10 protein-coding genes, 2 tRNA genes and 1 riboswitch are annotated in these 11,901 nt (G+C 60.8%); of the genes, 7 read left to right on the forward strand and 5 right to left on the reverse strand.

All coding sequences use genetic code 11. The features are described 5' to 3' along the window. Nucleotides 1–135 precede the first annotated feature (135 nt). A complete protein-coding gene (gene htpX, locus CQ012_RS15065; protein WP_105656899.1) occupies nt 136–1,014 on the forward strand; it encodes a zinc metalloprotease HtpX in 879 nt (292 codons plus the stop codon). Between the two features lie 222 nt (nt 1,015–1,236). Continuing rightward, nucleotides 1,237–1,788, forward strand: a complete 552-nt coding sequence (locus CQ012_RS15070) for a hypothetical protein (RefSeq protein ID WP_105656898.1) — start codon at nt 1,237–1,239, stop codon at nt 1,786–1,788. 147 nt (nt 1,789–1,935) lie between these two features. Here the strand turns inward: CQ012_RS15070 and CQ012_RS15075 are convergent, their stop codons facing one another. Beyond that, a complete protein-coding gene (locus tag CQ012_RS15075; protein ID WP_105656897.1) occupies nt 1,936–2,424 on the reverse strand; it encodes a YajQ family cyclic di-GMP-binding protein in 489 nt (162 codons plus the stop codon). Between the two features lie 182 nt (nt 2,425–2,606). Here CQ012_RS15075 and CQ012_RS15080 point away from each other — a divergent pair. Both CQ012_RS15080 and trxA read left to right on the forward strand, forming a co-directional pair. Continuing rightward, nucleotides 2,607–2,688: transfer RNA gene (locus tag CQ012_RS15080), tRNA-Tyr, on the forward strand. Between the two features lie 141 nt (nt 2,689–2,829). After that, nucleotides 2,830–3,204, forward strand: a complete 375-nt coding sequence (trxA, locus tag CQ012_RS15085) for a thioredoxin (protein WP_105656896.1) — start codon at nt 2,830–2,832, stop codon at nt 3,202–3,204. A gap of 24 nt (nt 3,205–3,228) precedes the next feature. On the opposite strand, the gene CQ012_RS15090 is transcribed toward trxA, so the two are convergent. Then, nucleotides 3,229–4,191, reverse strand: a complete 963-nt coding sequence (locus CQ012_RS15090; protein WP_105656895.1) for a DNA-3-methyladenine glycosylase family protein — start codon at nt 4,189–4,191, stop codon at nt 3,229–3,231. 139 nt (nt 4,192–4,330) lie between these two features. On the opposite strand from CQ012_RS15090, the gene CQ012_RS15095 reads away from it, so the two are divergent. Together CQ012_RS15095 and CQ012_RS15100 are read left to right on the forward strand one after the other, a co-directional pair. After that, a complete protein-coding gene (locus CQ012_RS15095; protein ID WP_105657076.1) occupies nt 4,331–5,695 on the forward strand; it encodes a pyridoxal-phosphate dependent enzyme in 1,365 nt (454 codons plus the stop codon). A gap of 27 nt (nt 5,696–5,722) precedes the next feature. Next, entirely contained in the window at nt 5,723–6,880 is a 1,158-nt protein-coding gene (locus CQ012_RS15100) for a cystathionine gamma-synthase (RefSeq protein WP_105656894.1), read from the forward strand. Between the two features lie 88 nt (nt 6,881–6,968). On the opposite strand, the gene CQ012_RS15105 is transcribed toward CQ012_RS15100, so the two are convergent. Continuing rightward, the gene (locus tag CQ012_RS15105) at nt 6,969–7,385 is read right to left on the reverse strand and encodes a hypothetical protein (RefSeq protein WP_146112241.1); all 417 of its coding nucleotides are present in this window, start codon (nt 7,383–7,385) and stop codon (nt 6,969–6,971) included. Between the two features lie 308 nt (nt 7,386–7,693). Between CQ012_RS15105 and CQ012_RS15110 the strand changes: the two genes are divergently transcribed. Further along, on the forward strand, nt 7,694–9,613 hold the full coding sequence (locus CQ012_RS15110) for a DEAD/DEAH box helicase (RefSeq protein ID WP_105662540.1): 1,920 nt from the start codon (nt 7,694–7,696) through the stop codon (nt 9,611–9,613). Between the two features lie 92 nt (nt 9,614–9,705). Here the strand turns inward: CQ012_RS15110 and thiC are convergent, their stop codons facing one another. Both thiC and CQ012_RS15120 read right to left on the reverse strand, forming a co-directional pair. Further along, the gene (gene thiC / locus CQ012_RS15115; protein ID WP_105656891.1) at nt 9,706–11,448 is read right to left on the reverse strand and encodes a phosphomethylpyrimidine synthase ThiC; all 1,743 of its coding nucleotides are present in this window, start codon (nt 11,446–11,448) and stop codon (nt 9,706–9,708) included. Continuing rightward, nucleotides 11,445–11,552: riboswitch (TPP riboswitch) on the reverse strand. Its footprint overlaps the gene before it by 4 nt. Before the next feature lie 273 nt (nt 11,553–11,825). Further along, nucleotides 11,826–11,897 (reverse strand) — tRNA-Thr (locus CQ012_RS15120). Nucleotides 11,898–11,901: the final 4 nt, after the last annotated feature.

An 11,901-nucleotide genomic window follows, 5' to 3' on the forward strand; every position in this document is an offset into this window, starting at 1 on the left:
TATTCCCCAGGGCCGGCGGTGCCTGCCATTGCACGCGGCACTGTGATATTTTCACCGGAACATAAATAGAATTCCAGTCGTTGACTAGACTAGAGAACACCAACTTGGTTTGCTTCATTGAGGGAGTGCATCGCCGTGCATGGACATAACAACGGACTCAAAACCGCCTTTTTGATGGGCGGAATGTTTGCCCTGCTGCTGGCCATTGGCTCGCTGATATCTGCGGGCACCGGCCGTTCAATGTTCATCTGGATATTTGCCTTGATCGGCCTCGGAACTACCGCCTACAGCTATTGGAATAGCGACAAGCTGGCTCTGCGCTCGATGCATGCCTACCCGGTCAGTGAAGCGGAACAGCCGGGGATGTACCGAATCGTGCGTGAGCTGTCGATGAACGCGCAGCAGCCGATGCCGCGACTGTACGTTTCGCCAACCACTTCGCCCAACGCCTTTGCCACCGGCCGCAACCCGCAGAATTCGGCGGTGTGCTGCACCGAAGGCATCCTGCAGTTGCTGAACGAACGCGAATTGCGCGGGGTGCTGGGCCACGAGCTGATGCATGTCTACAACCGGGACATCCTCACTTCTTCGGTCGCCGCCGCGGTTGCGGGCGTTATCACCTCCGTTGCCCAGTTCCTGATGTTCTTCGGCGGCGGCAACAGCAATGACAACCGCGGGGTGAATCCGATCGCCTTGATTGCCCTTTCCCTGCTGGCGCCACTGGCAGCGTCGATCATCCAGATGGCCGTGAGCCGCACCCGCGAATATGATGCAGACGAGGACGGAGCCAAGCTGACCAATGATCCGCTGGCGTTGGCGAGCGCGCTTCGGAAACTGGAATCGGGGATTACGCAGGCTCCGCTGGCTTCCAATGACCAGAAGCTGGTCAACAGTTCGCACTTGATGATCGCCAATCCATTCGGCTCGCGCCTCAAGCGCATGTTCTCCACCCACCCGCCAATGGAGGATCGCATCGCACGGCTTGAAGCGATGGCTGGCGGACGCGGGTACTAAGTGCCAAGCAGCTCCTGGGCTTAAGGCCGCATCTCATATGGAGATGCGGCCTTTAGCTTGTTTCGGGCCTTTCCCGTTGAACTGTTAGTTATCTACCCTCCTACTAAAGGATGAGGCGAAGATCTTTGTCTGTCCTAGTCAAGCAAAGATAGGCTGATCGTAGCGGCACCGAAGAGAAGACTCTCTGCCGTCTGATGATGGAGCAAGGAGCAAGGAGCAAGGATGCGAGACGACGACGCGGCACTTCTGCCCAGGCTTGGGGATGCCATAGCCGGTCAACTGGCCACCGGAACGGTCAAAGGATTGGCTTGCCTGCTTGTGGCCTGGATTTGCTCATCATGGATTGCCCTCGACACTGCTTTCGGCACATTCGCTATCGCGCTGGCGATCTCGTATCTCCTCTCGGAAATCCTCGGCGCCATCATCGTTCGACCGATTGTCCTGAAAGAACGCCGTCCCAACCCCGGGGGAGTGCTGTACGTCGTCCTTCCATTCGTGGTGTCCATCATGGTCAGCTTTGCTGCGTCCTATGCGGTTACCAGCTCATTGCGTGACAGCAGTTTTGTGACAGTGCTCGTTGCCGCATGCAACGCCGCTGAGATCCTCTGGATCAAACCATGGGTGCCGGGCCCTTCGCCGGAAGAAATGGCCGCGAAGTTCCATGAATTCAAAGCCATGACCAAGGACCACTTCGCTGATGATGTTGCTGATATCAAGCGGCGGGCCAGGGAAAGGACTCGTGAACAGTACTACGCGAAGAAGCAAAGTGGCTGAAGAAGCAGAAACGCGACGAGGATGAGCGCTGATCCTTCCCGGGTCCATGCTCCAGTGGTGCGCAGAATAGCAGCGAGGGCTGCTTCCCATGATGAATGGGAAACAGCCCTCGCTGTGTATCACGCGATTTCTAACGCTGGGTCAGTCCTAGCGGAAGTTCACGAACTGCAGATCCGCTTCTTCGAAGTCGCGCAGCAGAGCCATGGTGGCCTGCAGGTCATCGCGGGACTTGGAAGAGACGCGCAGCTCGTCACCCTGAATGGTTGACTTGATGCCCTTAGGCGCCTCATCGCGAATCAGCTTGTTGATCTTCTTGGCGACATCCTGGGCAATGCCCTCCTTGATGCTTGCCTCGATGCGGTATTCCTTGCCGGATGCAAATGGCTCGCCGGCATCCAAAGACTTTAGGGAAATGCCGCGCTTGACCAGCTTGGACTGGAAAACATCCAGTACTGCGTTGACGCGCTCTTCCGAGTTGGCCTTCATCAGGATCTTCTCGCCGCTGAAATCAACTTCAGCGCCAACGCCCTTGAAGTCGTAGCGCTGGGCAATTTCCTTCTGGGCCTGGTTCATCGCGTTGGCGACTTCCTGGCTATCAACCTTGCTTACGACGTCGAATGTGGAATCACTAGCCATGTGAATACTCCTAGTTGAAACGGGTCTGATTCGCTTCATAGCCTACCGGTTTTACCCCCTGGATTTGGGGTGTGATCAGGCTTACAGCAAAAATGCCCCTCTCGATTTCACAACATCGAAAAACTCCTGTAGAGTTATTTCTCGTTCCGACAAGAGCAAATGTTCTTGAAGCGAACGTACTCGGCAGATTACCCGAGTGGCCAAAGGGGGCTGACTGTAAATCAGCTGGCAACGCCTTCACTGGTTCGAATCCAGTATCTGCCACAAAATAACTCCCGGATCCCAGGATCCGGGAGTTTTTTGCATGCGGAAGGAATGCACGGCAACCCGGATCTTTCCTATTCCCGGTTCCGAACAAGATCACCTTTCTACGTATTTCAAATAAGGATCGGCTACCGTATAACCATGGCAACGAAAAATGTGAGCGAAGACGACTTCGCGAAGTTGATTGAAGACAACGACATCGTCCTCGTGGACTTCTGGGCTGACTGGTGCGGGCCGTGCAAGCAGTTTGCACCGGTTTACGACCAGACCTCGGACAAGTTCAGCGACGTCGTTTTTGCCAAGGTGGATACCGAAGCTGAGCAGGGCCTGGCACGTGCAGCTAACGTGACCTCGATTCCTACCATCATGGCGTTCCGCGAACAGGTCCTCGTGTTCTCGCAGGCTGGTGCGTTGAACCAGACCCAGCTCGAAGATCTCGTCACCGCGGTCAAGGGCATTGACATGAGCGAAGTGCACAAGCAGATCGCCGAGGAAGCCGCGCAGGCTGATTCCTAAGAACCATTAGAGGCTTCGGGCTCCTTACCTCCGCCGGTGATCCAGCGGTGCGTAACGGGGCCCGAAGCTTTGTTTTTTCTGCCCCGAAAGCACCAGCAAGCGCACTACGCGTTGACGGTGCGGGGCGTATGGCGCCAATAGCTCCAGCATCTGCCCATCGCTGATTCGGCAACCGGTAAGCACCTGGCCCACGAAATCAGCCAGATGGAAATCTCCCACCGAAATATGGTCACTGGATCCGTGGGAGCGCTGCAGGGTTTCGGCAATTGTCCAGGGACCAATGCCCGGCACCGAACCCAAGGCGGCTTCCAAGGTGCCCGGAGCCTTGGCGGTGGGCCGTGCATGGTCCATTGGCTTCTCTGCCCACCACTGCAAACTGCCGGCAACCTGCAGCAGGCGTGCCATGGTGTTAGCCCGCTGTCCTTCAACGCGCGCCTTTTGCCAGTCCCAGCGCCTCATCGAGGCAAGCTTTTGCGGTCCGGGGAAAATCATCAGGCCCTCGGGAGCCGGACCCGGAGCCCGCTGTCCCAGGTGGCGGATCAGCCAGCGCCAGGCATAATTCGCTTCAATCCCGGTCACGCGTTGTTCCAGGATCGCCCCGGCGGCGTGCTCGAAGATCCTGCCGGTACTGGGCAGAACGAAGTCCGGATGCAACGAGCGGGTGCGCGCGATGATTTCCGGGAACTTTCCTTCTTTGATCCTCGCGTCGAAATCGCTCCAGTCATCGAGCGCCCCTAGAAGGTTCGGAGCTGAGCCGATGGCCCAGTGGGCTCCGGGACCCCATGCTCGAAACGTTGCCGGGGCGGTGGGCGCGGGCTTGCTGATTTGCAGCGTGGCATCTCCGAACGGTGTTCCAAAGGCCAGCCATGCAGCGCTCTGGGACAGGCGGATGGTCGGATCTCCCAGTCCCCGGCGCAGGATTCCCAAAGTCTTGAGCAAGGACACGGGGCGGTGCGGATCGTAATCGGCGCTCAACGGCTTCTCCATGAATCGCATCCTATAGCCTCGTGCCTGCAGTAGCTTGCGGCAGGCTTGCCTAGCACTGATGAAAAGTGCCCGTCCACTGCGTGACGTTTCGCTACGTGCCGGAACGACATGTATGACAACCGCCGGTAAAGTTCTTGACATGAAGTATGCGTCCACAGTCCTAGATCTGATCGGCAATACCCCTTTGGTGAAGCTCAATCGAGTCACCGAGGGGATCAAAGCCACTGTATTGGTGAAGCTTGAATACTTGAATCCGGGTGGTTCCATCAAGGACCGCATCGCATTGAAGATGGTCGAGCGCGCCGAAGAATCCGGCCAGCTCAAGCCCGGCGGAACCATCGTGGAACCAACCAGCGGCAACACCGGTGTCGGCTTGGCCATGGTGGGCCAGCTCAAGGGCTACAACACCATCTTCGTCACCCCGGATAAGGTCGGCGAGGAAAAGCGCGACGTACTGCGCGCCTACGGTGCCAAGGTAGTAGTCACCCCAACCGCGGTGGCCCCGGATTCCCCTCAGTCCTACTACGGCGTATCGGACCGCCTGGTTACCGAGATCGACGGCGCCTACAAGCCCGACCAGTTCTCCAACCCGGCAGCACCTGACAGCCACTTCGAAACCACCGGACCGGAAATCTGGAACGACACCGACGGCAAGCTGACCCATGCGGTCATCAGCGCAGGAACCGGCGGCACCATCACCGGCACCGGACGCTACCTCAAGCAGGTTTCCGCCGGCCGCGCCTCGGGCCCGGTCAAGATCATTGCCGCTGACCCGGATGGCTCGGTCTACTCAGGTGGCACCGGACGCCCATACTTCGTCGAGGGCGTCGGTGAAGATATGTGGCCAGGGAACTACGACCCATCCGTGCCGGATGCCGTGGAACCAGTCACCGACGCTGAGGCTTTTGAAATGACCCGCCGGTTGGCCAAGGAAGAAGGCCTGCTGCTGGGCGGTTCTTCGGGCATGGCAGTGGTCGCCGCGCTGCGTGCAGCCAAGGACCTGGGCGAAGACGACATAGTTGTCGTGATCGCCCCGGATGGCGGCCGCGGCTACCTGGCCAAGATCTTCAACGACCAGTGGATGCTGGACCAGGGCTTCACCACCGATGAATACTCCGCCTTGGACTTCATCGGCGCGGCACTTGCCAAGCAGGGCACCACCACGGTGGCTTTGGATACAACCCTGGCCGAAGCGGCCAAGGCACTGCGCGAGCAGGGCGATGACGCACTGGTCGTGTCCACTTCGCCGCTGCCAGCGCGTATCGGCGAGATCCGCGGTGTCATTGGCGCGGGGGACATTACCGACGCACTGCTGGCTGGCGCAGAACCAACCAGTACGCTGGCAGACCTGGGCGACTTGGCCAAGCCATTCATCGGCACCGCAGACACCCCGGAACATGCACAGGAACTGCTCAAGAGCCACCCGGCCGTACTGCTGACCAAGGGCGGCGAAGTGATCGCCGCGGCTACCGCAGCCGATCTCTTGGCCTACTCCACCCGCTAGAGACAACACCTCAAAGGATTGATATCGATGACTGAAAACCATCAGGGAGCAAACACCCGCTTTGTCCATGCGGGCCAGGAATTCGAACCGGTCACCGGCGCGGTAGTTCCGCCGCTGCACTTCTCCTCGACCTACGCGCAGGACGGCATTGGCGGCCTGCGCAACGGATACGAGTACGGCCGCGGCACCAACCCGACCCGCGACGCGCTGCAGGCGCAGCTGGCCGGCGCAGAATTCGGCACCCACGCCTTCTCCTTCAGCTCCGGCCTGGCCGCCGAGGATTCGCTGATCCGTGCGATCCTGCGTCCGGGCGATCACATTGTGCTGGGCAACGACGCCTACGGTGGAACCTTCCGCCTGATTGACCGCGTGCTGGGCGACTGGGGCATCGGCAACACCCCGGTGAACATGGCTGATGAAGCAGCGCTGGCTGCCGCTATCGAAAAGAACAAGGCCAAGCTGGTGTGGGTTGAGACCCCTTCGAACCCGATGATGACCATCACCGACATCGCCAAGGTCGCTGAAATCGCCCATGCTGCCGGCGCATTGCTGGTCGTGGACAACACCTTCGCCAGCCCATTCCTGCAGCAGCCGCTGACCCTGGGTGCTGACATCGTGGTCCACTCGACCACCAAGTACATCGGCGGCCACTCCGATGTGGTGGGCGGTGCGGTGATCGTCAAGGATGCGCAGCTGGCAGAAAAGATCGGCTTCATCCAGTTCGCTGTGGGCGCCGTCTCGGGCCCGATGGACGCCTTCTTGACCACCCGCGGCCTGAAGACCCTGGGCGTTCGCATGCGCGCCCACTCGGAGAACGCCGCACAGGTTGCCGGGTGGCTGCGTGAGCGCAGCGAAGTCGAGCGCGTGCTCTACCCGGGCTTCGAAGACCACCCGGGCCACGAGATTGCCAAGAAGCAGATGTCCGGCTTCGGCGGCATGGTGTCCGTCCAGTTCACCGGCGGAGAATCAGCGGCCCGCAAGATTGCCGAGAGCACCAAGCTATTCACCCTGGCAGAATCCCTGGGCGGCATTGAATCGCTGATGAACTACCCGTCGGAGATGACCCACGCTTCAGTGAAGGGTACCGAGCTGGCAGTTCCGGTGAACCTGTTGCGCCTGTCCGTTGGCATCGAGGACCCTGCGGATTTGATTGAAGACCTGGATAAGGCCTTCGCCAACCTGTAAGAACCAAGCGCAAAGGACCTGGGTTCCGCTGCCCGCAAAGGGCAACGGAACCCAGGTCCTTGGTGCTTTGAACGAAGTTCCGGATCGGCTACCGGCGGCGCTTGGCCGGTTTGGGATCCACGATCTTGAAATACTTGTTGCTCGCTGGCATCCACATCAAGGCCACGCTGAACATGATGATGGCCGCCAACAGCGAATAGCGGCCGAATCGCAGCAACAGCGGCAGCGCGGTAATCAGGCCCAACCAGGACAGCTGGGCGCGCGCGGCCCGGTCCCCGGTGAATAAGCGGTAACCCAGCACACAGCAGGCAAGGCCGGCAGCGGCGAAAAAGATCATCAGCGCAATGGCTCCGAAATCCAGCGCGGAATCCTGGATATGCTCGTAAGCCAGGAAGCCTCCGAAGCCGAGAAAAAGCACTCCGGCTAGGAGCCATAGCATTTGGGCGATGAACAATCCGCCTGGGGTGGGCTCATCTGGACGTCGCGGAAAAAGTGGTTTCTTCACGTTCTCAACCCTACGTGCTTTGGTGCGGTGCCCGATCTCACACGCTCTCGACACTGACAATAGTGGCCTGTTCAAGCTAGCATTAAGTGTTCGCGAACATCAGGGTATCCCTCTCGCATCCAGCCCAATTTTTGAGGCCGGAGCCTTCTCGTGTTGTATTTTCCGCAAAGTGTGTGCGGGTCTTTATGTCATAGGGGAGCGCTTGATGAGCGTGACTTGTATCTGACTGTGCAGCCTATACGTCGTTTCTTTGGGGACGGCCAAGGCCTATCCCCTAACGAATGAGGTAATTCTTCGTGTCTTCTGACATGCCCGTAAACACCGACGACAACCAGACCCCGGAAGAGCCAACCGTGCTCTTCTCCGAACTTGGCCTGGATGCCCGCGTGCTTGCATCGCTTGCCGACCTTGGCTACGAAAAGCCATCGCCGATCCAGGCAGCGACCATTCCACTGCTTCTCGAAGGCCGCGACGTTGTCGGCCTGGCCCAGACCGGTACCGGCAAGACCGCTGCTTTCGCGCTTCCTGCCCTGTCCCGCATGGCAGAGCTGGCTGACACCAATGGTCCAGCCAAGACCCCGCAGATCCTGGTTCTGGCTCCAACCCGCGAGCTGGCCCTCCAGGTCGCCGAAGCCTTCACTTCCTACGCCAAGTACCTGCCGAACTTCACCGTTCTGCCAGTGTACGGCGGCTCGCCATACGGCCCGCAGCTCAACGGCTTGCGCCGTGGCGCCCAGGTAGTCGTTGGTACCCCAGGTCGCGTTATCGACCACATCAACAAGGGTTCCTTGGACCTGTCGAACCTGCAGTACGTTGTCCTTGATGAGGCCGACGAAATGCTGCGCATGGGCTTCGCCGAAGAGGTCGACAAGATCTTGGAAGCTACCCCGGAGGACAAGCAGGTTGCCCTGTTCTCGGCAACCATGCCACGCACCATCCGCCGCATCGCTTCGGAATACCTGCGCAACCCGCAGGAAGTTGCCGTGAAGTCCAAGCAGTCCACCGGCACCAACATCACACAGCGCTACCTGCAGGTCATGGGCGCCCACAAGCTGGACGCCATGACCCGCATCCTGGAATCCGAGTCGTTCGAAGGCGTTATCACCTTCGTCCGCACCAAGATGGCTACCGAGGACCTGGCCGACAAGCTGAAGGCCCGCGGCTTCACCGCGGCTGCCATCAACGGCGACATCCCTCAGCAGCAGCGTGAGCGCACCGTGGAAAACCTGCGCTCGGGCAAGATCGATATCCTGGTTGCTACCGACGTGGCAGCTCGTGGCTTGGACGTTGAGCGTATTTCGCACGTTATCAACTTCGACATCCCGCATGACACCGAGTCCTACGTGCACCGCATTGGCCGTACCGGCCGTGCCGGCCGCTCGGGCGACGCGATCCTGTTCATGACCCCGCGCGAGAAGTACTTGCTGCGTGCCATCGAGAAGGCTACCCGCCAGCCGGTGACCCAGATGCAGCTGCCTTCGCTGGATTCGGTCAATGACCGTCGTATCCAGAAGTTCACCGATCGCATCGACAAGACCATCAGCGGCCAGGACCTGACCACCTTCCGCGAAATCGTGGAGAAGTTCGCTTCCGAGCACGAAGACCTGGACCAGCTGGAAATTGCAGCTGCACTGGCTCTGATGGCCCAGGGCGGCCGCCCGCTGCTGATGACCGAACCAGTCATGTCCCCTTCGAAGAAGGCACGCATGGATCGCCCAGAGCGCGGCGAGCGTAGCGAACGCGGTGACCGTGGCGATCGCGGTCCACGTGCCCGCAAGACCGCTGCCGAAGGCAACGCCATGTACCGTCTGGCCGTAGGCCGACGCAACCGCGTGCAGCCGGGCTCGATCGTTGGCGCACTGGCCAACGAGGGTGGCTTCGATTCTTCGGAAATCGGCGGCATCGAGATCCGTTCGGACCACACCCTGGTCGAGTTGCCAGCAGAGCTGAGCAAGGACCAGTGGCGTGCACTGTCCAAGACCCGCATCGGCGGCGAAGCCATCGAGCTCGAGCTCGACAATGGCCGCAGCCCGCGCCGTGACGACGAAGGCGACCGCGGTGGCTTCCGTGGCGGCCGTGGTGGTGGCTTCGGCGGCGGACGCAGTGGCGGCCGTGGCGGTTTCGGTGGCGGACGCGGCGGCGGCCGTGGCGGCTTCGGCGGCGGCGGACGCGGCGGCAAGGATCGCTTCAGCGACTCGGGCCGCAGCGGTGGACGTCGCGACTACTAAGCCTGTCGCACGCAGCTGAACAGCATTGAATAACGCCCTTGGGGCAAGCCGAAAGCTTGCCCCAAGGGCGTTTTTCGTGCGCCGCAGGCTATTTACGGAGCAGGAGTTCCCACCGGGATCCCGTCCCCGAGATAGACCGTGCCGCCGCTTTCCAGGAACTGCTTGCTTTTCTGCGCCATCCCGGCCAATGCGGCTTGCGCCTCGGCCGAGCCGTACTCGTCGCGGATATCCTGGGAGATGCGCATGGAGCAGAACTTCGGCCCGCACATGGAGCAGAAGTGGGCGGTCTTGGCCGGCTCGGCCGGCAAGGTCTCATCATGGAATTCCTGTGCGGTGACCGGGTCAAGGGACAACGCGAACTGGTCATTCCAGCGGAATTCGAAGCGCGCCTTGCTCAGCGCATCATCCCGCGCTGTGGCACCCGGGTGGCCCTTGGCCAGATCGGCGGCGTGCGCAGCGATCTTGTAGGTGATCACCCCGGTCTTCACATCATCCCGGTTGGGCAGTCCCAGATGCTCCTTGGGGGTGACGTAGCAGAGCATCGCGGTCCCGTACCGTGCGATCTCCGTGGCGCCAATGGCGCTGGTGATGTGGTCGTAGCCCGGGGCGATGTCGGTGACCAGCGGGCCCAGGGTATAGAACGGCGCCCCGTCGCACAGCTGCTGCTGGCGTTCCACATTCTCGCGCACCAGATGGAACGGGATATGCCCCGGGCCTTCGACCATCACCTGCACATCGTACTTCCAGGCGCGCTTGGTCAGCTCGGCCAGGGTGTCCAGCTCGGCGAACTGGGCGGCGTCGTTCGCATCTGCGATGGAGCCCGGGCGCAGCCCGTCGCCCAGCGAGAAGGCCACGTCGTACTGCGCGAAGATCTCGCACAGCTGATCGAAGTGGGTGTAGAGGAAATTCTCCTGGTGGTGCGCCAAGCACCAGCCGGCCATGATGGACCCGCCACGCGAGACCATCCCGGTGACCCGGTTGGCGGTCAGCGGGATGTAGCGCAGCAGCACCCCGGCGTGGATGGTCATGTAGTCCACGCCCTGCTCGCACTGCTCGATGACGGTGTCGCGGAAGATCTCCCAGGTCAGTTCGTTGGCTTCGCCGTTGACCTTCTCCAACGCCTGGTAGATCGGCACGGTGCCGATGGGGACCGGGGAGTTGCGGATGATCCACTCGCGGGTGGTGTGGATGTCATCTCCGGTGGACAGGTCCATTACCGTGTCCGCGCCCCATTTGGCCGCCCACTGGAGCTTGGAGACTTCTTCTGCGATGGAGCTGGTCACCGCCGAGTTGCCGATATTCGCATTGATCTTGACCAGGAACGCCTTGCCGATGATCATCGGCTCGGATTCCGGGTGGTTGATGTTCGCCGGGATGATGGCTCGCCCGGCCGCGAGCTCGCTGCGCACCAGCTCGACATCGCATTCCTCGCGCAGGGCCACATAGCGCATTTCCGGGGTGATGATCCCGGCACGCGCATAGTGCATCTGCGTCACGCGGGCTCCGCCAACGGCCCGCAGTGGCGGGGCTGAGCGTCCGGCCCATTCCGCGCTGGCCGTGCCGCGGCGGACCGCTGAGCGTCCGTCGTCGTGCAGGTTGCGTTCGCGGCCTGCATAGGTTTCCACGTCCCCGCGTTCCAGGATCCACCGCTCGCGGAAGGGTTGCAGGCCTTGGGTGGGCTCGCTTCCCGGTCCGCTGGTGCGATATACCGCCAGCGGCTCGTTGGGCTGTCCATTGGGGGAGTCTGCCAATTGGATCTGCGTGACGGGAACAGAAATTCCCGCAGATTCACGGTAGGCAAGGGTGTGGGCAGGGTGCTGTTCAATTTGTTCCACTGGGGAAACTCACTTCCTTCGCCGGCATTACCCGGACAGGTTCAACGGTCGCGGACGGCGATAGCCCGATCTCAGCCCTTGCCAGGGCACCCGTGTGGTCGCGAACAACTTAGCACGCTTGCGAGGAGTAAACGCAAACCCAGTGGTCAGGGCCTGACATCAAGGAAGTGGGAAGGGCCGGCTGTGGCGGGCCAGGATGCTTTTCATTGGCCGGAGACTCTTGCCGGGGGCACCTGGAATCCGGGGCGCAAGGCGCGGCCGATAGCCGGTGCTGCAGCTTGGGGTGCGCCTTGGGCCATGCTCGCAGTGGCTACACGGCATCTGCGGGATAAACGAAAAGAGAGGCAATCTGGAACCAGATTGCCTCTCTTATTTCGAGCCCCCTGCCGGAATCGATCCGGCGACCTCGTTCTTACCAAGAACGCGCTCTACCACTGAGCTAAGGGGGCAACA

The organism is Arthrobacter sp. MYb214, from assembly GCF_002979865.1.
In the GTDB taxonomy this organism is placed as follows: domain Bacteria; phylum Actinomycetota; class Actinomycetes; order Actinomycetales; family Micrococcaceae; genus Glutamicibacter.

Bases quoted from the DNA above. Each gene is read 5' to 3' on its own strand.
- CQ012_RS15070 (WP_105656898.1), top strand. From the start codon at position 1,237: ATGCGAGACGACGACGCGGCACTTCTGCCCAGGCTTGGGGATGCCATA.
- CQ012_RS15075 (WP_105656897.1), bottom strand. From the start codon at position 2,424: ATGGCTAGTGATTCCACATTCGACGTCGTAAGCAAGGTTGATAGCCAG.
- trxA (WP_105656896.1), top strand. From the start codon at position 2,830: ATGGCAACGAAAAATGTGAGCGAAGACGACTTCGCGAAGTTGATTGAA.
- CQ012_RS15090 (WP_105656895.1), bottom strand. From the start codon at position 4,191: ATGGAGAAGCCGTTGAGCGCCGATTACGATCCGCACCGCCCCGTGTCC.
- CQ012_RS15095 (WP_105657076.1), top strand. From the start codon at position 4,331: ATGAAGTATGCGTCCACAGTCCTAGATCTGATCGGCAATACCCCTTTG.
- CQ012_RS15100 (WP_105656894.1), top strand. From the start codon at position 5,723: ATGACTGAAAACCATCAGGGAGCAAACACCCGCTTTGTCCATGCGGGC.
- CQ012_RS15110 (WP_105662540.1), top strand. From the start codon at position 7,694: ATGCCCGTAAACACCGACGACAACCAGACCCCGGAAGAGCCAACCGTG.